Annotated in this window: 20 protein-coding genes; 13 read left to right on the top strand and 7 right to left on the bottom strand. The window is 55.9% G+C overall.

Going from position 1 to position 19212, the window contains the following annotated elements; translation table 11 throughout:
- The first annotated feature begins 188 nt into the window (after positions 1–188).
- The gene (locus tag HX818_RS09075) at positions 189–506 is read left to right on the top strand and encodes a type II toxin-antitoxin system RelE/ParE family toxin (RefSeq protein WP_008434722.1); all 318 of its coding nucleotides are present in this window, start codon (positions 189–191) and stop codon (positions 504–506) included.
- A 1-nt stretch (position 507) separates the two neighbouring features.
- Positions 508–924, top strand: coding sequence for an addiction module antidote protein (locus HX818_RS09070; RefSeq protein WP_008434724.1), 417 nt, complete (start codon positions 508–510; stop codon positions 922–924).
- A gap of 62 nt (positions 925–986) precedes the next feature.
- Here HX818_RS09070 and HX818_RS09065 read toward each other — a convergent pair whose 3' ends face one another.
- Together HX818_RS09065 and HX818_RS09060 are read right to left on the bottom strand one after the other, a co-directional pair.
- Positions 987–1517 (bottom strand): hypothetical protein, encoded by a 531-nt coding sequence (locus tag HX818_RS09065; protein ID WP_102605919.1) that lies wholly within the window; start codon positions 1515–1517, stop codon positions 987–989.
- A 46-nt stretch (positions 1518–1563) separates the two neighbouring features.
- Positions 1564–1725, bottom strand: a complete 162-nt coding sequence (locus tag HX818_RS09060; protein WP_177019881.1) for a DUF2986 domain-containing protein — start codon at positions 1723–1725, stop codon at positions 1564–1566.
- Between the two features lie 154 nt (positions 1726–1879).
- Here HX818_RS09060 and HX818_RS09055 point away from each other — a divergent pair, with 154 nt between their 5' ends.
- Positions 1880–2506, top strand: a complete 627-nt coding sequence (locus tag HX818_RS09055) for a glutathione S-transferase family protein (RefSeq protein ID WP_102368774.1) — start codon at positions 1880–1882, stop codon at positions 2504–2506.
- A 95-nt stretch (positions 2507–2601) separates the two neighbouring features.
- Positions 2602–3228, top strand: a complete 627-nt coding sequence (locus HX818_RS09050) for a LysE family translocator (RefSeq protein ID WP_177019880.1) — start codon at positions 2602–2604, stop codon at positions 3226–3228.
- Here the strand turns inward: HX818_RS09050 and HX818_RS09045 are convergent.
- Positions 3225–4088, bottom strand: a complete 864-nt coding sequence (locus HX818_RS09045) for a sensor domain-containing diguanylate cyclase (protein ID WP_087694680.1) — start codon at positions 4086–4088, stop codon at positions 3225–3227. The two genes, HX818_RS09050 and HX818_RS09045, sit on opposite strands and share 4 nt — an antisense overlap.
- A 309-nt stretch (positions 4089–4397) precedes the next feature.
- Between HX818_RS09045 and HX818_RS09040 the strand changes: the two genes are divergently transcribed.
- Positions 4398–4970 carry a helix-turn-helix domain-containing protein gene (locus HX818_RS09040; protein ID WP_008434733.1) on the top strand — a complete coding sequence of 191 codons (573 nt, stop codon included), beginning with the start codon at positions 4398–4400 and terminating at the stop codon, positions 4968–4970.
- 17 nt (positions 4971–4987) lie between these two features.
- Here HX818_RS09040 and HX818_RS09035 read toward each other — a convergent pair whose 3' ends face one another.
- Positions 4988–5596 (bottom strand): LysE family translocator, encoded by a 609-nt coding sequence (locus tag HX818_RS09035; RefSeq protein WP_102368770.1) that lies wholly within the window; start codon positions 5594–5596, stop codon positions 4988–4990.
- 114 nt (positions 5597–5710) lie between these two features.
- On the opposite strand from HX818_RS09035, the gene HX818_RS09030 reads away from it, so the two are divergent.
- The 3 genes from HX818_RS09030 to HX818_RS09020 all read left to right on the top strand — a co-directional run bounded on the left by HX818_RS09030 (position 5711) and on the right by HX818_RS09020 (position 8030).
- Positions 5711–6574 (top strand): LysR family transcriptional regulator, encoded by an 864-nt coding sequence (locus tag HX818_RS09030; protein WP_177019879.1) that lies wholly within the window; start codon positions 5711–5713, stop codon positions 6572–6574.
- Positions 6575–6675: 101 nt separating this feature from the next.
- Complete coding sequence (locus HX818_RS09025; RefSeq protein ID WP_003215583.1) at positions 6676–7215, top strand: kinase inhibitor; 540 nt, start codon at positions 6676–6678, stop codon at positions 7213–7215.
- Positions 7216–7220: 5 nt separating this feature from the next.
- The gene (locus HX818_RS09020) at positions 7221–8030 is read left to right on the top strand and encodes an AraC family transcriptional regulator (protein ID WP_003215582.1); all 810 of its coding nucleotides are present in this window, start codon (positions 7221–7223) and stop codon (positions 8028–8030) included.
- Positions 8031–8165: 135 nt separating this feature from the next.
- On the opposite strand, the gene HX818_RS09015 is transcribed toward HX818_RS09020, so the two are convergent.
- Entirely contained in the window at positions 8166–9425 is a 1260-nt protein-coding gene (locus HX818_RS09015) for a serine hydrolase (protein ID WP_177019878.1), read from the bottom strand.
- A 319-nt stretch (positions 9426–9744) separates the two neighbouring features.
- Between HX818_RS09015 and HX818_RS09010 the strand changes: the two genes are divergently transcribed.
- The 5 genes from HX818_RS09010 to HX818_RS08990 all read left to right on the top strand — a co-directional run bounded on the left by HX818_RS09010 (position 9745) and on the right by HX818_RS08990 (position 14084).
- Positions 9745–10971, top strand: a complete 1227-nt coding sequence (locus tag HX818_RS09010; protein WP_003209751.1) for an MFS transporter — start codon at positions 9745–9747, stop codon at positions 10969–10971.
- A 358-nt stretch (positions 10972–11329) separates the two neighbouring features.
- Entirely contained in the window at positions 11330–11659 is a 330-nt protein-coding gene (locus HX818_RS09005) for a DUF6124 family protein (protein WP_177020115.1), read from the top strand.
- A gap of 645 nt (positions 11660–12304) precedes the next feature.
- On the top strand, positions 12305–12838 hold the full coding sequence (locus HX818_RS09000) for a deoxycytidine deaminase (RefSeq protein ID WP_177019877.1): 534 nt from the start codon (positions 12305–12307) through the stop codon (positions 12836–12838).
- Positions 12838–13548 (top strand): dUTP pyrophosphatase, encoded by a 711-nt coding sequence (locus HX818_RS08995; protein ID WP_177019876.1) that lies wholly within the window; start codon positions 12838–12840, stop codon positions 13546–13548. The genes HX818_RS09000 and HX818_RS08995 overlap by 1 nt, the downstream gene beginning before the upstream one ends.
- Positions 13545–14084, top strand: a complete 540-nt coding sequence (locus HX818_RS08990; RefSeq protein WP_177019875.1) for a deoxycytidine deaminase — start codon at positions 13545–13547, stop codon at positions 14082–14084. Before HX818_RS08995 ends, HX818_RS08990 begins: the two co-directional genes overlap by 4 nt.
- Positions 14085–14438: 354 nt before the next feature.
- On the opposite strand, the gene HX818_RS08985 is transcribed toward HX818_RS08990, so the two are convergent.
- Positions 14439–16790 carry an AAA family ATPase gene (locus HX818_RS08985; RefSeq protein WP_177019874.1) on the bottom strand — a complete coding sequence of 784 codons (2352 nt, stop codon included), beginning with the start codon at positions 16788–16790 and terminating at the stop codon, positions 14439–14441.
- A gap of 910 nt (positions 16791–17700) precedes the next feature.
- Positions 17701–18849 (bottom strand): L-threonine dehydrogenase, encoded by a 1149-nt coding sequence (yiaY, locus tag HX818_RS08980; protein ID WP_177019873.1) that lies wholly within the window; start codon positions 18847–18849, stop codon positions 17701–17703.
- Positions 18850–19212 lie beyond the last annotated feature (363 nt).

Below are 19212 nucleotides of genomic sequence, written 5' to 3'. Positions count from 1 at the left end.
AGAGGACTTGTCACAACGTTTGAGGCTGTGAGTACAGCACCCGGCTCCATTGCCTACAGTCGCGTCGGAATTTGCCAGCTTGTGCATCTGGGAGGCACCTCTCTAAGGTTGCCCAGGCGCTGAATACCCCTTTACCTGTACTCAACCTCGCGTCGACAAGATGTAGCCATCTAGCTACAAATGGAACTATGATCAACAAGAAAAAAATATACGAGATCCACCAAACACCCGAGTTCGAGAGCTGGCTTAAACGTATGAAGGACACTCAGGGAAAAGCGGCAATTCTGACCCGACTGGATCGTGCCGGAGCGGGCAACTTTGGTGATTGCGAATCGGTTGGCGATGGGATGAGCGAAATGCGTGTTTTTGTTGGCCCGGGCTATAGAATTTACTATGTGCGCTCGGGAATCGCAGAGTACTTGATGCTCAGCGGGAGCGATAAAACGGATCAAAAACGGGGCATACAAAAAGCTAAAGCAATACTCGCTGGCCTGAGAGGTAAATGATATGAGCGATAAATTCAATCCCGAGGAGATGCCAATCCTCAGCCTCGACACGACGGGTACGACTCATTACGAAGCCTCGCGCTTTCTCGATAGCCCGGAAGCAATGGCGGCCTATTTGGCTGAAAGTCTGAAAACCGGTGATACCGAGGGCCTTATTCATGCGTTGGCCGAGGTCGCAAAAGCCAAAGGCGTAAATAAGGTCGCCAAGGATGCGGGGGTCAATCGTGAAAGCCTTTATAAGGTGCTGAAAGCCGGCTCGAAAACGCGATTTGAGACCATAAGGAAGCTGATGACCGCAATCGGTGTCGAACTCACCGTACAACCGGTAACAGCGCTGGCTGTCACTTCAAAACCCGTTGATCCAAGGGCTGGCAAGCCCGTTTCAGCCGCCAAGCCTGCAGCGAAGACGCGCTCGTGATCATCACTGTGTGTTTTGTTGTGGCCGTGTTGCTGGTGCCGTTGATGCGCATTGAGTCGCCGTCAGACAGTGAGGTACTGGATCACCTCGCCCATCGCGTCAATATCGGGAGCATCGCTCACTGCTGCTTCCGAGTTGCACCATGGGTAACTCAGACCTGACACCCACTTCATGACGCTCCCCAAATCCGCAGCGGGCAGCGTCTTCATATGCTCGATAGTGATGGTGAGCTTTTCAACAAGCCCCGACTCAACACTGAACTGCCACTCATACACCCCACACCCAACCCGGGCTTCGCCGGAGTTTTTGTCGGACATCCCCACCAGCCATTTGCACTGATAGGTTTTGGCCCCCGCTTCGGGTGGCTGCCCCAGGCAAAACGTATAGACGTTTTCAAAGGTCTGCCCGAACCGCCTCACCAGCACATCGCCGATGCCGCCCACCCCTTCGACGTGGGGCGGAAACGAGATGGACCCGGTGCGCACCACCATGTCCAGGATTGCCTCGGGAACAAACGCCCGGCTGAGCAAATGCGGGCGGTTGCCGTCCTTGGCGAGTATGTAGTGCTGAATCGCGAGTTGAGCAGTGTTCATGGTTTTTCCGTCGATTCCCTATCAGGTAATGCTTAGGCCTTCTGGATCAGTTCTCAGAGGTAACAACAGGCTCATCACCGGACTCGGCAGCCAGCTTCAATCGGTCTGCTTTGCTGATGTATTTATCCTTTTTGGCCGGTGCCAATTTGGCGCTGGCCTTTTTGGCCTTGGCCTTGAACAGCTGCTGTAGTTTTTTTTGACGATTCATGTTTTCTATCCGGTGTGTAATCAGTGCTTGCCGGCGTGATTATCCATCTTTCATGCCTTTATCGAAGCAGATTTAATTCACGGCACTCCACAGCGCCACCACGGTCTGTCCCTATAGTCCCTATACGCCTCTATTCTCGCCCAGCGGAGCCATCATGATCATCGTCCACCACCTCAACAACTCCCGTTCGCAACGCATCCTGTGGCTGCTCGAAGAACTCGGCCTGCCCTACGAGCTCAAGCGCTACCAGCGCGACCCGAAAACCAACCTCGCGCCCCCTGAACTCAAGGCGATCAATGCCCTGGGCAAATCACCGGTGATTCAAGACGGTCCCCACGTGGTGATCGAGTCCGGCGCCATCATCGACTACCTGATTCGCCGCCATGGTAACGGCCGCCTGCAACCGGATCCGGCCACTGCAACCTATGACGAATACGTGCAATGGCTGCACTTCGCCGAAGGTTCGGCCATGCTGCCACTGATGCTCAACCTGTACGTCGGGCGCCTGGGTGACGCGGGTGCGCCGTTGCATCCGCGTATCGAATCCGAGGTGGCGAACTACCTGGGTTATCTGGACAACGCACTGGGGCTCACGCCGTACCTGGTGGGTGACGAATTGACCGGCGCGGATATCCAGATGAGCTTCATCGGCGAAATCGCCCGGGCTCAGGGCAAGCTGCAGGCCTACCCGAATGTGGCGGCGTGGGTGCAACGCTTTCAGGAACGGCCCGCGTATCGCAAGGCGCTGGAACAGGGTGGCGCATACGCGTTCGCGAAGTAAAAGGCCAGGCGGTTCCGGCGGGTGTTCATCTGTATTGCGTTAATCCCCGGGATGAGGATTACTGTAGGACGCATCCGGCATTGAGATAACACAGCATGTTCGAACTCGCCCCCATCCTGACGTATGTCGCCGTGGTCATCGGCCTTTTCCTGATTCCCGGCCCAGCCGTGCTGCTGGTGATCACCCGCACCCTCCAGGGTGGGCGCAAGGTCGGGATTGCCACCGGGCTGGGGGTGGCCTCGGGCGACCTGATCCATACGCTGTGCGCGGCGCTCGGCCTGTCGGCCATCCTGATGACCTCGGCCGTGGCGTTTAACGTGGTCAAAATCGTCGGTGCCTGCTACCTGATCTACCTGGGCATACGTGCGTTTATGGCCAAGCCTGGCGCCACCACGCGCAAAGACCTGCCCACCGTGACCTCGACCCAGGCGTATTTCCAGGCGGTGGGTGCCGAAGTGCTGAACCCGAAAACCGCGATTTTCTTCCTGGCCTTCCTGCCGCAGTTTATTCACCCGGAATCGGGTTCTTCCCTGGCGCAGTTCGCGGTGTTGGGGTTGATCTTCTCGGGGCTCAGTGCGGTGTACACCACGCTGATTTCGGTGGCGATTCGTCCGTTGAGCCAATGGATGGTGGGCCTTTCAAGGCTGCGCCGTTGGGAGGGAAAGATCATTGGGACGTTGTTCATGGGATTGGGGCTGAAGATTGCTTTCCAGCAGCGTTAATCGGTTGCAAACCGCTGCCTTTTAACCCGGTACATCTCACCATCCGCGTGGCTGAGCAGGCTGTCGGCATCTGCCCCATCCGCCGGGTAAAACGCTACGCCGATACTGCAGGACGGCATCTTGACCGCGCCAAACTCAGCGCTCAGGGGCTGGGTCATCACCGCAACTATCTGCTGCACTTTGGCCGACACGGCTTCCGGTGACTGAATATCCGTCAGCAGCACGGTGAATTCATCCCCGCCCATCCTGGCCACCAGGTCGCTCTCACGCACACACCCTTCCAACCGTCGTGCAATCACGCAAAGCACGCGGTCGCCCACGGCATGCCCGTACACATCATTGATGGCCTTGAAGTCATTCACGTCCAGAAACAGCAAGGCCAGAGGACTTTTGTGGTGGTGAGCGGCTTGCAGGGCCTCGTCCAACCGGTCATTGAACAGCGAGCGATTGGTGAGGGCCGTCAACGGGTCGTGATGGGCGAGGAAACGCAGCTCCTCTTCCGCCTGCGTCAGGGCGGTTACGTCCCGCGCAACACCGATCCGCGCCCCCACTTCCTCGGACCAGAAGGCCGCCCACAGAATGTGCACCACACTGCCATCCTTGCGGATATAGCGGTTGCGGAAGTCGACGTGGGGCTTGCCATTCATGACCCGCACAATCGACGCCCGGGTGCGGGCCAGGTCTTCAGGGTGCATGTAGTGGGTGATCAGGGTGCCGGTCAGCTCCTCGGCGCGGTACCCCAGCAGCGCTTCGCAGGCATCACTCACAAACACGATCTGATTTTCACTGTCGACCACGAACACCGTATCCAGCATCAAGTGGATCAGTTTGGGATAGAGGGCTTGCAGGTCAACGGGCATAGGTCTGGGGAGCGTCTGGTTCGGATTGGGCGATCATAGCCCGATCCCGAAGGATGGCGAAAAGGAATCATAGCGGCCCGCAGAATAGCCCCCGGCAATGTTGCTGCGCCAACTGCGTCGCCACCAGCAGGCTGCGCCACCCTTCAAGGTCGTAGGAGAGCGCCCGCCAGAGCAGCCACGGCCAATAGTCGCAGAGGTGGAACACGCACCAGATCATTCGACACTCGGTTTTTATAATGAACGAATGATTGCTATGCTGAACACCCGGCGACAAAGCGTCAACCCATTTATGGATGATTTGAAGAACAAATGACCGACATAACGAACAATCTCAATCCAAGCCGAATCGACCTGCTGGCCCTGTCGATTAAGCGCGAACGCCAGGCTGCGGGGCTTTCATTGACTGAACTGGCAAAACGCGCAGGCGTGGCGAAGTCGACCTTGTCCCAACTGGAGTCCGGCATCGGCAACCCCAGCATCGAGACCCTGTGGTCGTTGGCCACGGCGATGGGCTTGCAGGTGACCCGGTTCTTCGAACAACCCCAGCAACACCTGCGGGTAATTCGCGCCAACGAGGGCCTGACCACCTATACCGAAACCGGCCACTACGCGGCCACACTGCTTGCGGATTGCCCGGCGGGCGTGCGTCGCGATATCTACCGGCTAAAGGTACAGCCGGGCGAAGCGCGCCTGTCTCAGCCCCACCCTGCCGGCACCGTCGAGCACGTGCTGCTGTGCAGCGGCAGCGCGAATATCGGCCCGGCCGGTGCGCCTGTGCTGCTGCACGCCGGCGACTACATCAGCTACCTGGCGAATGCGCCCCATGTGTTCGAAGCACTTGAGGCGGATACCACGGCGGTGATGGTGATCGAACATCCCTAAGCCGCGGGGATGTGCCCTCAGGCATGGATAGGCAGGGCCAACCCGAACAGCACAAAAAACCCGCCGCAGACTTTATTGAATCGGCGCCCGGTTCGCGCCAGCCAGGGCCGTACCCGGTGCGCGGCGCTGGCCACCAGGTACTCGACGATGAACTCCACCACGGCGTAGGTCAGGGCGATGGTGAGTGTCTGCGCGATGATGCTCCGGTGCGGGTCCAGGAACGGTGGAATAAACGCGGTGAACAGCAGCAAGGCCTTGGGGTTTGAGATCGCCGATACCAGCCCCTGGCGGAACAGCGGCCAGCTCCGCGAGCTGGTAGTGCCGGTCGCCTCAAGGCTGACCGGTGCCGCCCGCCATAGCCCGAAGCCCAGCCAGATCAGGTACAGCCCACCCGCCACCTTCAAGGCCGTGAACAAACTGGCCGATGCCTGGATCAGCGCACCCAACCCCAACGCACACAGCGCCAGCACAATCGCAAAACCGAGCACGCCGCCACTGATGGTGAACAGCGTTTTGCGGCTGCCGTGAAGCGCACCGTGGGTCAGCGCCAATAACGCATTGGGCCCTGGCACCACCGCGATGCCGAAGCAGGTAACCAGGTAAAGCAACCAGGTATCAAAGGGCATGGATCCGATCCAGAAGGTGTTGGTTCAAGGCAGAATGTTGCGGGTGAACAAGCGTCCATGAAAAGCGCATAATTCAGGCCTTAGCCATTCGATTAACGAATAGAGGTCAGCGCGATGCCCGCCAGCGATTTGCAACTCGATTGGCTCAAATGCTTTGTGGCCGTGGTGGATGCCGGCTCGTTGTCTGGCGCCGCCCACGAGGTCAACCGCTCGCAGTCCGCCGTCAGCATGCAGATGAAGAAACTCGAAGCCGCCCTTGGACGACAGCTCTTGAGTCGCGGCCCGAGGCACCTGCAATTGACTGCCGATGGCCAGACGCTGCTGAGCTACGCCCGGCGCATGCTCGCCCTGCACGCTGAAACCCAGGCGGCGTTTCATGGTGAAGAGCTGACCGGGCGCATCCGCCTTGGCGTTGCCGAAGACTACGCGGCCCGGTACCTCACGCCGCTGCTCAAGCGCTATTCGCCGCGCTACGCCGGTGTGGAAATCGAACTGACCTGTGAACAGTCGACCACGCTGATCCCGCAGTTGCGCAGCGGCGATCTTGACCTGGCGCTGGTGTCTCGGGACTCGCCCCAAAGCGGCACCTTCCTGTTCAAGGAGCCCATGGTGTGGGTAGGTTCACCGCAGTTCGAACTGTGGCGGCGCGACCCGATCCCCATCGCCGTCTACGAAAGCGCAAGCCTCGCCCGGCGGTATGCGGTGAACGCACTCACCCAGCAAGGCCGCGAATTCAAGGTGGTGTACAACAGCTCCAGCCTTGCCGGCCAGGTGGCCGCCGTCGAGGGCGGGCTCGCGATTGCCGCGATCACCCAATGCACCGTGCAGGATTCGCTTCAGGTACTCGGTGACGAGCACGGTTTGGGCAGTATTGAGCCCATGGAGGTTTCGATTCTGCGTAGCCGGGCGTCCCGCGGGTCCAAGGCGGTCAATAGCCTGCATGCGTTCATCATCCGAACGCTGAGGGCTCAGCCTTAGTGGGCAGAGCGTTTCGGCACAATCATCGAGCGCTTCGGCGCAGTGCCCTGCCTACGCGCTGTTTAGGATCAAGGCTCAAACCACGCCTGGACATCACCGCAATGAAACTCAAAGCACTTGCCCCCGCGATCACCCTGATCATGGCCGCCAGCGGACACGCCGCCAGCTTCTCACTCAACAGCCCGGACATTGCCGACCAACGCCCGCTGACGCACCTGCAGGAATTCAACGGCTTCGGCTGCAGCGGCGGCAACACCTCCCCTGCCCTGTCCTGGGCCAACGCCCCGGCGGGCACCAAAAGCTTCGCCATCACCGTCTACGATCCCGACGCCCCGACCGGCAGCGGCTGGTGGCACTGGACGGTGGTGAACCTGCCTGTCACCGTCTCCAGCCTGCCGAGCAATGTGGGCACCCACCTGCCGGCCGGGGCAGTGCAAGGCCGCACGGACTACGGCCAACCCGGCTTCGGCGGCGCCTGCCCGCCCGTGGGTGATAAACCGCATCGCTATCAATTCACCGTGTGGGCGTTGAAAGTCGACACCCTGCCGATCGACAATCAATCCAGCGGCGCCCTGGTCGGCTACATGCTCAATGCCAACAGCTTGGCCAAGGCCACAATCACGGCCCCTTACGGACGCTAGTCACGATGGATGTTCACGAAGGTCTGCGGCACCGGGAAAGCATCATCGAAAGCTGCGTGATCAGGGCCCGACAACACCATACCCTGCAACGCGTGCCGGTCTTCATGACCGCCCTGTGCCGCGTGCGACAGGGGCAAAAACTGATGCAGTGGGATGAGCGCGAAATGCGCGCTGGCCCACAGCACCTGATTCTACTGCCGGCGGGCCGCGAGCTTGGGGTGACCAATTTTCCCGGTGCCCAGGGTGACTACATCGCTGACGTGGTGTCGTTTCCGGTGCCGGTGTTGCGTAACTTCGTTGCCCGGTATGGCGCGCAGTTCAAGGGCAGCATGCATGCCGACCTGTGCGTACGCCTGGACAAACAGACCCGACAAGCCTGGGACCAACTGCTGACCGCACTGAGCACCGGCGCCCCGTCGGCCCTGTGCACCCACTATGGCGAGGCCGTGTTGCTCTGCCTGTGCCTGGCCGGCCAGGCGGGACCGTTGCTGATGGATCGCAACGACCCCTTGAGTGAGCGCGTGCAGCGGTTGATCGGCAGCAACCTGTCCAGGGACTGGACCGTTGCCACGGTTGCGCAGCAGCTGAATCTGGGGGAATCGACGTTGCGTCGGCAACTGGCCAATGAGGATGCGAGCTTCAGGGCCATCCTGGAAAATGTTCGGCTGGGGGCGGCGTTGCAACAGCTGCAAACCTCCAGGGATTCCATCGGGGAGATTTCCAGTGCGTGCGGGTATGCGTCGGCGTCGCGGTTTGCGGTGAGGTTCAAGTCACATTATGGGCTTTCACCGCGGTCGTTGCGGGCGGCGATGTGAGGTACACACTACCTGAGTAGCCCATAACCTGTGGCGAGGGAGCTTGCTCCCGCTGGACTGTGCAGCAGGCCCATTTTTTTGGGGCCGCTACGCGGCCCAGCGGGAGCAAGCTCCCTCGCCACAGGTACTTCGCGGTTATTGAAGCGCTTTGGCAACCGCATCAAAGGCAAACATATCGTCGATCACCTTGCCACCCGTGGGTTTGGTCTGCGCCTGCCACACCACAATCACCACATTCCTGGTCGGATTGATGTAGAGGTACTGACCAAACGTACCGGCCGCCGTAAAGGCTTTATCGGCTTTGGAGGCGTCGGTCCAACCTGGCCACCACATGGACGCAAAGTCACCGTACGCCGCATCTGAACCCGTAGTCGCGCTGGCAAAACTCAACCAGTCTTTAGGCAACACTTGCTGCCCTCCCGCCTTGCCGCCGCTGAGCACGAACTGCCCAAAACGCCCGTAATCCTCAAGCGTCGCGCTGATACCGCTGCCGCCCACTTCATTGCCATTAAGACCATCCAGCCACCACTTGGCATCGGTTTGCATGCCGTAAGGCGCCCAGATCTTCTCGCTCAGGTATTGCGTCAGTGGCTTGCCCACCGCAGCGCTCACCAGTTGCCCCAACACTTGAGTTTCACCGGTGCTGTAGTTGGTGCGAGTGCCAGGTGGCGCGGCGGTGGGCAGGCTGGCCATGAACTTGAGGAGCGACCCGGGCACTTGTTCGCTGCGCAGTTTGATCAAGTGGCGCTCGTCCGAGGTAGGGTCCGTGTATTGCTCGTTCCACTTGATCCCGGAGCGCATGGACAGGATCTGGCGCACGGTGACCTGGTCATAACCGCTACCGGCCAACGCGGGTAAATAACGGGTGACCTTATCATCCAGGCTCTTGATGGCGCCGTCCTGCAGCGCCGCGCCCACCAGCGTCGAGGTGATGGACTTGGCCACCGACATCGACATCCACCGGGTGTCGGCGGTGTTGCCTTTTTCATAACGCTCATCAACGATCTTGCCGTCCTTGAGCACCAACAGCCCCGTTACCCGGTTGATCGCCACGTAGTCATCGAGGCTGTAATGCTTGCCTTTGTAGTCAAAGGCAACCGGCCCAAGTGGCTGGCTGCTACGGGGTAACGGGAACGGATGACCGCCCGCCTTGATCGTGCGCGTCGGGAACAACCGGTCGGTATTACGGAAGGTAGTGACGGCCAAGTCCTCGCTGAGCCTGCCGTCATAGATGGCCTGCACGTCGCCAATCGGTTCCTGTGCATGGGGATAAGGCTTCGCGGGATCCGGGGTGGCCGCGCAGGCGGTTAACGACAGCGCAAGTGTCGACGCACACACCAACACATGAAGCGCGCTGCGTTCAACCAGGGATGAAGAGCGATGAAGCATGGGCATAAACACCTCTTTATTATTGTTTGATCGGCCTTGAAACGCTTCAGCACGTCAGCAAAACCGACATGCCGAGGCTCAGGATGCAGCGGGGGATTTTTTCTGGCGCGCGGGATCGGGCCGGATTACGCGCGGAGTCGGGCCATGGGCAATCGAGAGGGTCTACACGGAAGAGAACGCTCTACGCAGGCAGTCTTATCAACGAGACTGATGATTACTATCGAACCGGTCGCCTATTGGCTTACCAAAACCCATTCCTATAATCGCCTCCACTTTCTCCCTCCCGTCTGCCCGCAGGCGAAATCTCCTCCCGGAACCCAACACCATGCCAAGCGCAAGCCGGGCCCCTAGCGGCCTCCCCGAACATAATCAACAAACCGTCCTGCAGCAGTGGCTGGCGATTCTCTCGGTGGCCGTGGGCGCCTTCGCCCTGGTCACCAGCGAGTTCCTGCCGGTAGGCGTACTCAACGACGTCGCCGCCGACCTCGGCATCAGCGCCGGCCACGCCGGGCTGATGGTCACCCTGCCCGGCATCATGGCCGCCCTCGCCGCCCCGTTGCTGTCGGTGGGCATTGGCGCCATGGACCGTCGCTACCTGCTGATCGGCCTGACCCTGATCATGATCATCGCCAACATGGTGGTGGCCTACGCCAGCGACTTCAGCCTACTGCTGTTCGGCCGCGTGTTGCTGGGCATCAGCATCGGCGGCTTCTGGGCCACGGCCATCGCCCTCAGCGGCCGCCTGGCGCCCAAGGGCGTCGGCGTAGCGAAGGCCACCTCGATCATCATGATGGGCGTGACCCTGGCCACCGTGCTCGGCGTACCCGTCGGCACCTGGCTGAGCGGCCTGATGGGCTGGCGCATGACCTTCCTCGTCACCGCACTGGTGGGCATACCGGTACTGCTGGCACAGATGTTCCTGCTGCCGCGCCTCGAACCGGAAAAAGCCATTCGCATCGCCGACCTGCCGGCCCTGTTCATCAACCCACAAGCACGGGTCGGCTTGATCGCCGTATTGCTGATCGGCCTGGCCCACTTTGCCGCGTACACCTACGTCGCGCCGTTCTTCAAAAACAGCTCCGGCTTCGACGGCCCGACCATTGGCTCCCTGCTGCTGCTCTACGGCGTGGCCGGCGTAATGGGCAACGTCTTCGCCGGCTTTGCCGCCAACCGCAGCGTGCGCCACACCTTGCTGCTGGTGGCGCTGATGATCGGCACCAGCACCGCCCTGTTCCCCTACTTCGCCACCGGCATGAGCGGCGCAGTAATGCTGATCGCACTGTGGGGCTTCGCCTTCGGTGCCTTCCCGGCCTGCGCGAGTATCTGGATGTTTGTGGTTGCGCCCAAGGATGTGGAGCGTGGCATGCCGCTGTTCGTCGCGTTGTTTCAGGTGATCATTGCCGTGGGCTCGTTCTTTGGCGGGCAGATCGTCGACAAGATGGGGACGTCGGTGCTGTTGAGTTTGGCGACCGCGTTGGTGGGTGCCGGGTTTGTGACAGTGCTGGTGTTGGGGCGCAAGGTGAGTAATAGCCTGGCGGCCCAGCCTGCTTAATCGAGGAAAGCGGGACTGATTGAATTCAGTCCCGTGGCTTGAGGCAGTGAGCACGGCACCTTGCTCCATTGCCTACAGTTGCGTCAGAATCCGCCGGCTTGTGCACCTGGGTTGGGGTCTCTAAGGTTGCTCGGTCGCTGAAACCTCAGTGATCGGGTTTAGTAGCCCGAGGTTCAACCTAACGTGTGCATGAGCTTCATCTGTCGGACGTCCTTGTCTGTGCTTGATGGTGGCTGTGCGTAGGGCGCCCTCGGGCGCGCCGGTTTTTGTTAGGTTCCCCCGGTCTACTAACCTGCGTACAGCTGCCACCCCCTCGTTTAGTAGCGACGGGATGGAAGCCCGAGCAAGGAACTTAACGATGTTCAAGGTAACGCCGAATCCTCCGGGAACTCCCGATTTGAAACTCAACCAAGCCGCGCACCGTGCCTTGGATCACTATCTCAATCCCTCCTCCGCCAAGACCACCCCGCCGTCGGGTGCGTTGTTCAGTGTGGCTGCTGATGCCAGCAGTGAAAGTCTGATTACCAATAGCTATGAAACCTTTGCCTCGGTCAGCGCGTTGCTGCTTGATCTGTCGGATGAGCTGAGCGGGAAAGACCGTGATGTGGCGTTGGCGATTCATCAACTCAGTGAGTTGGGGGTGCTATTGATGGGCAAGCTGATGGATCGGGAGGTGCCGTGTAGCTGAAGTCAGACGTAGTCCAATAGCACTTACCGTTCAGTGCACGCAATCGATTAGTCGCTGGGGCGTTGTAGGCATCTACAGCGGCTCAGCGACGGCACACATGCCAGGGCACTGCTTTTCTCCGGCTATGCTGAATGTCGGCCTTCGGCCATGAGCTGCCGTTGGCAAAATTTTTAGCTCTTGTTGATGTGGGAAATCTTGCAAAACCGAGTCGATTATTCGTACTACGACGTACGAAACTGAGTGGCGACTACGGGCGACGCTGTACGCTCGGGGCACGCAAGGTTCAGATCTCCCATGAACCGCATATGACTGGGGATATGCCAAGCCAGGTATGCAGCCGCCGGGTTGAGTTCCTAGGATTCCACACTGACTGCGAGCCTATGTCGAATAACTTTGTCACAGGCGCGGGCTGTATTTCGGTGATCGACTCTTGTCGGACGTGAGACCGATCAGAGTGGCGGTGAAGGCTTGCTACGCCCATGGATCTGTCAGTACGCTGCGCTGAGCATGTCGCGCGGTTTTGTCCTTGCTACTGAGCCCGCAGGACACGCAAAATGCGGCCACAACGATTGAGTCCGACTTTTTGCCTGCAAGCGTAGGCGATTTCTCAGTACTAGAGACTGAGCCCTTCCCGAGGCAAAACAGATGATTTACTCACCGCACTCGCTCTTGAAACTGGTCCGGGATGGAAAACTAATCAAGCATCTTGCTCAGCGTGAGTTGACTACCCCGGAAGGCGTTGGATTTGACCTCAGGCTCGCAGGCCTCTCTCGCCTGACAGTAGGGGGTGGAAGCTTGCGAGAGTCTACGCGACGCACCCCTGCCAGCGAGGCCATGCTCGCAGACGCAGATGACTGCTTCGTGATGGAGCCGGGCAAGACTTATCTGGCGAGCACCATGGAAGAATTCGATCTTCCGGAAGATCTGGCAGCGCTTTTTTTTCCGAGAAGCACGCTGTTCAGAAGCGGGATAACGTTCAGTTCCAGTGTCCTGCCGCCAGGTTATATAGGGCCGATGACGTTCGCGCTCACCAACCATCACAGCGAGGCGTTTGAAATTCAGATTGGTGCGCGCTTTGCGCACGTCATCTTTCAGGCGGTATCCGGGGATATCGGCCGGTATAAAGGACAGTGGCAAGGTGGCCGCGTCTCGCAGCCCAAGGACGAAGGACAAATCTGATGAGTGTTTTACAGATCAAAGGGCGTACAACGAAATCCCACACGGACTTTGACGCGGCATCGTACTCCAGCAACAGCCTTATTCTCACTAATGCGCGGGACGATAGAATCGAAGAGTTTTCGCTCGAACTGTCCGTGGGTGAAGGGTGGAGTGATAACTATTCTGGCAACGACAAAAACCTGTGGCGCATCGTCGATGGCATGACGATCAAGGGCCACGATTCTGTGGTGGTGGAGGCCGCTGAAGAAATCAAGGTGCCGCACAATCGATATGGCATCGTCCTGCCGACGGGTAGTCTTTTTCTTTCACGCGGGGTGCTGGTTGCTTCGGCGAAGGTCGAACCTGCATTTGATGGCAAGCTCAAGCTCAGGATATTCAACACCACCAACAAGAATGTCCAGCTGACCAAAGGCGAAAAGCTGGGCTCTGTGATTTTTTTCTCCACAGAATCGACGCATACCCAGAACCCCATCAAGCGTGGCAGTGAAATATCGACGCTTCCCATCACGCGGCGCGCGCGATTGAAGAAGTGGTTTTCGCTCAATCCCACCATATGGATCGGATGGACGCTGAACTTAATCGGAAGCTCCTTGGTGTCTTCTCTTATACTGTACGCGATCTATTACAAGACGGTACTGGAACACCAATCGCAGCCTCCTCAAGCACAACAAAGCGCTCAGCCATCGCCGAATGAAGTTAAGTCCAAATGATTGTCATTGATAAAAACCTAGAACACCTTGTTGCACAGTATTCAGTATGCGAAAAAACCTTATTTGATGAATTTTCTCTCAAAATTCAATTGGGGCATACGTATTACGAGCCAAAACCTTTGCCCGTCTCCGAAAGCATTGTATACGGGTCGCATCCAGTCCCTTCGACGGTTTTTTCGGAGAAAAAAGAAATTCAGCAAAATTTGGTGCTAAAACCTGGTGAGCAAGTCATTACCTGCAGTAAACATCGATACAAAATACCGTTGGATTATTTTGGCTTGGTGCAAACCAAAGGAACCCTTGCGCGGTTGTTCGTGCAGGTAACCTGTAATGACGGTCAGGTAGAGCCAGGTTTCGACGGGTACATAACCCTCGAAATCATCAATATGTCGCCTTGGAAGATCGAAATACCGGCCGTCAGCGATATAGCACAGCTTTATTTGATGAAATGCAGCAGCACTGCATCTGAGCCATACCACGGTCGGTATATGGATGCTGCCAAAGAAGGGCCCACCCTCGCAGTGTTTCGAAAGTAGATCGCCTCACCGCAGCGGTCGACGCCGCGGGTGAAGATAACCAGGTATTGAAGTTGATTACTAGTTGGCGCCCAAGCTCTCGGATGTTGAAGTTTGGGTCATAGCAGTTGATAAGCTCGAGTTCCGTTCGTATTCCATCGAAATGCGCCGCATCAGACAGTGGCGGTAACCGGCTGGGGCGTCGATTCGGCTAAGGTGAGCGTCTGCTTTTGGCCTAAAGCTGCCAGTAGCGAGGGGCAGCTTGCGGCCAAAAGCAGACGTTCACAAAGGCCTATTTTTAAATCGGCCATTCAAATAGTTAATAGAGCGGCGGGCACAAAAGTTTAATTCGGAAGATCCTAGACAAGCTTAACTTTAAGCGGGAATAAGCTCTTTAAATACAAAGTCCATGAACTGCCGAGCTATCGATCGTTGATCCTCAACATTATTATCTTGCCAAGCATGGTGAGTGGGATTTAGCGCTAGTCGCCATTTATCCGCTTCCTGAGAAACTTGCATTGATATAACCCCATACTCTCTTAATTTATTGATTCTATCTGATAGATTAGGCTCAAATATCTTGGCGACCTTAATTTGCTGTGCAAACCGAAATGATATTTCCTGCTCGAAAAAAACTCTTAAATCACCAGCGCTGTGGGAATTAGTTTCTCCGCAGATGAACTTGAAAATCAGCTCTCGTTTTTTTTCATGTTCACCGCTTACGAAACTATCAATGTCCAGAACTTCAATATCAGATGAACTTTTATTTTTTACTATAGAAAGCAGTCTAACTGCTGATTGATTCTTAAAAACATTCAGATAAGCTGTGACCGCTTGATCATAATGACTCAAAACTATAATTTGGCGCGTAGTGAGCGACAGGTCATAAATTTCTTGGTGTGCTAAAGACATTCTATTGCAATCAAAAGAAGTAATTGGATCATCAAGCACTACTACTGCATTTTTTCTTTGAGTTTCTTCAAGACAGGTGACCCCCGCCCAAAAAACTGAAAGTGCCAACGCTCGGCGATCTGATTCGCTAAATATCTGCTCAAGGTGCTTTTCCGAAACTTCATATCCACGAAATTTAACCTTTAGGTAAAAAACTGGTGTGTGCCCGCTTAGGTCTTCACCTTTAATTAATTCAAAGTCTTCGCTTCCGAATCGGGCAAAATGCTTATTTAAATTCAGGTAATAGCTTTTGAGGAAATCGCTTTGCTCCTCTCTCAATTCATTATTCATGCGAGGTATTTCGACGTGCAGCCTCTCAAGCTCTTTATTTATTGCTATAAATTCATCACATTGGGTTTTCAGCTTAACTCGCAGTATCTTTCTCTCTATCAGCTTACCTTCCAGCTCTTTATTTGTGATCTTGCTGTCTATTGTTTGAGCGTTTATCTGCTCCTTAAAGTTCGCTATGACCAAGTTCAAGTCAAGAGCTAGAGCATTGTATTGATCGCAAAGATATTTTAGATTGGATTCAAGTGAAGCTATTTCATTTCCGTCGACAGGTGGCAAGGGGTCTTGAGGAACCTCACGCTTTCTTTTGATTAGAATGGAGATCTCCTCCAGCAAAGGTTGTAGCTTAGTATCCCATCTATGCATGGCCTCAGACAAATCACCTGAGACCTTCATCAGAAGTTCTACCAATTTAATAAAGTATTCCCCGCTTTCAAGTTCCGGGTAACTAACTATAGCCTCTTTACTTCCTTCTAGCTCGAGCCTTAAAGAGTCGGTAAGTGCTCGTTTAAGTTTCGTCTGGGCCGCTGAAAGCCTTTGGCTGATATCAGCTGCATTATCCTTGTAGGATGCATCGAATGTTTGTTCATATAACGAAAGAAGATCAAGCGCCTCAAAAGTTAGATGTTGCCCACAAAATTGGCAATTTTCTCCCTTTCGGTATGAGAGGCCTTGTCGAAGCCAAGCCTCTGCCCCCCGGTCGGTAGAAAAGTGATTGATAATATGTTCTGCCACTGCATTTCTTGCCGCCTCGTGATGTGGTTTCAACGAGGATCCAAGGGCGACATTCAAAGAATCCAAATCGACCGCAACTTCATTATTCCAGCTTATCGAACGAAATTCCTTTCTGCTCAAAATTTTTGCGGAAGTGCTTTTCTGCTTTCTAAGTTCTACGTATTCACTTCTCAAAAGCGCTATTTTTGACTCCAGCTCTGCTAAGTTTTTTTCTGGTACGGAGTTAAGGAACTCGGCCAAATCACGTACTTCATTAAAAACATTTTTCTTAAACTTTCCAGCCTCTCTAGTAAGGTCACCTTTTCGTTTATTTTTTTCTGAGATTTCTTGTGCTTTAGCTACTCCCTTCTCTCCTAATACGAATGAACTAAAAGCCTCCTTTGTTGCGCGCGTGAACTGGCGTGCCGAGAATAAATTATCATGATAAAATCCATCATCAAAAATATGTAAATTCACGTCAGCGGGGAGTTTGTTTTGCCAGCTGCCGTTTGAGTAAACAACATTCGATTCATTCTTGCCTTCAGGCAGGAAGCTTAGTGTAATTTCTTGTTTTAAATCGTCGCCCGGGATTGTTTTCCTTGCTTTTATCGCAAAGGTTTTTCCAGTTCTAAGGCTTGAGAATATGTCACCGAGAGTAGATTTACCGTAAGTGTTCAAACCATAAATGAAAGTAATCTTTCCAAACTCGGCCGCTGCCGGTTTGCATGATTTGAATTTACCTACGTTTTGGATCGATTTAATTCTTTTTAGCATCGAGACACTTCCTTTGTGTTTTGCGTCGAGCCGCTTATCATGATGGCAATATGCTCTAGGCCTGCACTCATAGGCAAGCATCAAAAATTGATTGACTGTGATGCAGAGTGTGAGCACGAGGTCTAAAGGCTCAAGGACTCAAAAAAGTACTGCAGAAAGAGTGTAGAGACCCTATTTCTACGCCCGGACAGCCAGCTTTTGGCCGATTGTTGAAAAAGTCGGACATTCCAGACAGCCCTCGTGCTGAATGCTGAAAATGCCTTTTTTACCTGCAGTTACGCGAAATCCGAGTCCGGAAGCCTCTGCTAAAAGTAAAGATATCGATCTAAAGCGCGTACTTTTCTGCCGGGGAAAAACCATGGCCGATGTTTTTCGCTCATGACCGGCAGCAGTCGACCCAAAGCTGACGGTGGCGGCAGGTAGAAATCGGCCTTGAGCAGACATTCAAGAGGCGACGTCAGTAGGACTGCTACTAAGCACCTCATAGGTCAACCCAGCCTCAAAATATGATGCTCTCCACTCAAGGAATCCTACTTCTGGCTCGCACAACAAGAGAACGGTACATCCAACCTCCCCCATTGAAACCCTTTCCACCACGGCGATATCTCCAGGAGCCGCCTCCCGAGAACTCATCCAGTCCCTGAGTACCACCGCCGCCCGGTCAATAGTGACCAGTTTTATGATACTGCCCTTGGAAAGTGTCATGCCGTCTTGCCTAAACTTGTGAACGTATCTGGCTTGTAAACCTATTTGGAGATTTAAGGAAGGTCTGCTCCTGGCCGATAGTTGCCCCTCGTGACAGGCCGCCGGCCAGCCAGTGAGCTACTCCAACCCTATCGGTGAACAAAACCAAAACACCCCGCACTTCAACCAAAGGCGGGGCGTTCTCTCCAGCATCACTTCACATCAATCACATCGCCGTATGAAAAATCTGCTCAATCTCATCCTGATTGGCAGGACGCGGATTGGTAAACCCGCAGGCATCTTTCATCGCATTGGCTGCCAGTGTCGGAATATCGTCAGCCTTTACACCCAGCTCAACGAGCCCGCTCGGAATCCCCACATCCGCAGACAGTTTACGGATGGCCGTGATAGCCGCCGCAGCGCCCTTCTCCGCATCCAAATGCTGAGTCTCAACCCCCATCGCATGAGCGATATCCTTAAACCGGGCCGGGCATACGCTGGCGTTGAAGCTCGACACATGGGGCAGCAGGATCGCGTTGCACACGCCGTGAGGCAGGTCGTAGAAACCGCCCAGTTGGTGCGCCATGGCGTGCACGTAACCCAGCGAAGCATTATTGAAGGCCATGCCGGCAAGAAATTGCGCGTAGGCCATGTTTTCCCGGGCGGTCATGTTGTCACCCTGGGCAACGGCGGTGCGCAGGTTGGCCGAGATCAGTTCGATGGCCTTGAGTGCGCAGGCATCGGTGATCGGCGTGGCTGCGGTCGACACGTAGGCTTCGACCGCGTGGGTCAGTGCGTCCATGCCGGTGGCGGCGGTCAGGCCTTTGGGCATGGCGGCCATCAGCGAAGGGTCGTTGACGGATAACAGAGGGGTGACGTTGCGGTCGACGATGGCCATTTTCACGTGGCGGACTTCGTCGGTGATGATACAGAAACGGGTCATTTCACTCGCGGTGCCGGCGGTGGTGTTGATGGCGATCAGTGGCATTTGTGGTTTGGCGGATTGGTCCACGCCTTCGTAGTCGCTGATGTGCCCGCCGTTGGCGGCGCACAGGGCAATGCCCTTAGCGCAGTCGTGGGGTGAACCGCCGCCCAGGGAAATAATGAAATCACAGTCGCTGCGGGCCAGCAGTTCAAGGCCCTTCTCCACGTTGCTGACGGTCGGATTCGGTTTGGCGCCGTCAAACAGGGTGGAGTCGATGTCTTGCTGGGCCAACAAGCCGGCCACCTTGGCGGCCACGCCGGCTTTGGCCAGGCCGGCATCGGTGACGATCAAGGCTTTGCGGAACCCGTACTTGCGGATTGCGAGCATCGCCTCGTCGAGGCTGCCAATGCCCATCATGTTCACGGAGGGAATGAAGAAGGTGCTACTCATGATAAATCCTCTTTTTATTATGGAGACACGGGAGTCAGTGAGGTTTTCTACTCATCTCGCAGGTGATGCGGCGCGTCTTGTTGTCATCGTTGACGATCACAAAGCTGAGCCTAAACCTATGGCGTCAGACCGAAATGGTCCTTTAGCGGGCATTGACACCTCCTTTAGTACTGGAAGCAGGGCTTCACCCATTCCATGGGGGGCGGCAGCAAAATCTGACTTGCGCAGACCCCGACCCGCCCGGATAGTTATGATGGTTCGCTGAGCAACAACCCTCACCGACTCTCCTGTGCAGGAACTGCAAAATGAGCATTGATTGGATCAAGTTGTCGCAGGTATCAGCGGCTTGCTGGGTAGTGGCCG

This window comes from Pseudomonas sp. F9001, assembly GCF_013385435.1.
Lineage (GTDB): Bacteria > Pseudomonadota > Gammaproteobacteria > Pseudomonadales > Pseudomonadaceae > Aquipseudomonas.
The sequence above is the reverse complement of the archived record's forward strand: the minus strand, read 5'-3'. Positions and strand labels throughout refer to the sequence as shown.

What these genes read in the sequence shown, in the direction of transcription:
- HX818_RS09075 (WP_008434722.1), top strand. Translation starts at nt 189, where the DNA reads ATGATCAACAAGAAAAAAATATACGAGATCCACCAAACACCCGAGTTC.
- HX818_RS09070 (WP_008434724.1), top strand. Translation starts at nt 508, where the DNA reads ATGAGCGATAAATTCAATCCCGAGGAGATGCCAATCCTCAGCCTCGAC.
- HX818_RS09065 (WP_102605919.1), bottom strand. Translation starts at nt 1,517, where the DNA reads ATGAACACTGCTCAACTCGCGATTCAGCACTACATACTCGCCAAGGAC.
- HX818_RS09060 (WP_177019881.1), bottom strand. Translation starts at nt 1,725, where the DNA reads ATGAATCGTCAAAAAAAACTACAGCAGCTGTTCAAGGCCAAGGCCAAA.
- HX818_RS09055 (WP_102368774.1), top strand. Translation starts at nt 1,880, where the DNA reads ATGATCATCGTCCACCACCTCAACAACTCCCGTTCGCAACGCATCCTG.
- HX818_RS09050 (WP_177019880.1), top strand. Translation starts at nt 2,602, where the DNA reads ATGTTCGAACTCGCCCCCATCCTGACGTATGTCGCCGTGGTCATCGGC.
- HX818_RS09045 (WP_087694680.1), bottom strand. Translation starts at nt 4,088, where the DNA reads ATGCCCGTTGACCTGCAAGCCCTCTATCCCAAACTGATCCACTTGATG.
- HX818_RS09040 (WP_008434733.1), top strand. Translation starts at nt 4,398, where the DNA reads ATGACCGACATAACGAACAATCTCAATCCAAGCCGAATCGACCTGCTG.
- HX818_RS09035 (WP_102368770.1), bottom strand. Translation starts at nt 5,596, where the DNA reads ATGCCCTTTGATACCTGGTTGCTTTACCTGGTTACCTGCTTCGGCATC.
- HX818_RS09030 (WP_177019879.1), top strand. Translation starts at nt 5,711, where the DNA reads ATGCCCGCCAGCGATTTGCAACTCGATTGGCTCAAATGCTTTGTGGCC.
- HX818_RS09025 (WP_003215583.1), top strand. Translation starts at nt 6,676, where the DNA reads ATGAAACTCAAAGCACTTGCCCCCGCGATCACCCTGATCATGGCCGCC.
- HX818_RS09020 (WP_003215582.1), top strand. Translation starts at nt 7,221, where the DNA reads ATGGATGTTCACGAAGGTCTGCGGCACCGGGAAAGCATCATCGAAAGC.
- HX818_RS09015 (WP_177019878.1), bottom strand. Translation starts at nt 9,425, where the DNA reads ATGCCCATGCTTCATCGCTCTTCATCCCTGGTTGAACGCAGCGCGCTT.
- HX818_RS09010 (WP_003209751.1), top strand. Translation starts at nt 9,745, where the DNA reads ATGCCAAGCGCAAGCCGGGCCCCTAGCGGCCTCCCCGAACATAATCAA.
- HX818_RS09005 (WP_177020115.1), top strand. Translation starts at nt 11,330, where the DNA reads ATGTTCAAGGTAACGCCGAATCCTCCGGGAACTCCCGATTTGAAACTC.
- HX818_RS09000 (WP_177019877.1), top strand. Translation starts at nt 12,305, where the DNA reads ATGATTTACTCACCGCACTCGCTCTTGAAACTGGTCCGGGATGGAAAA.
- HX818_RS08995 (WP_177019876.1), top strand. Translation starts at nt 12,838, where the DNA reads ATGAGTGTTTTACAGATCAAAGGGCGTACAACGAAATCCCACACGGAC.
- HX818_RS08990 (WP_177019875.1), top strand. Translation starts at nt 13,545, where the DNA reads ATGATTGTCATTGATAAAAACCTAGAACACCTTGTTGCACAGTATTCA.
- HX818_RS08985 (WP_177019874.1), bottom strand. Translation starts at nt 16,790, where the DNA reads ATGCTAAAAAGAATTAAATCGATCCAAAACGTAGGTAAATTCAAATCA.
- yiaY (WP_177019873.1), bottom strand. Translation starts at nt 18,849, where the DNA reads ATGAGTAGCACCTTCTTCATTCCCTCCGTGAACATGATGGGCATTGGC.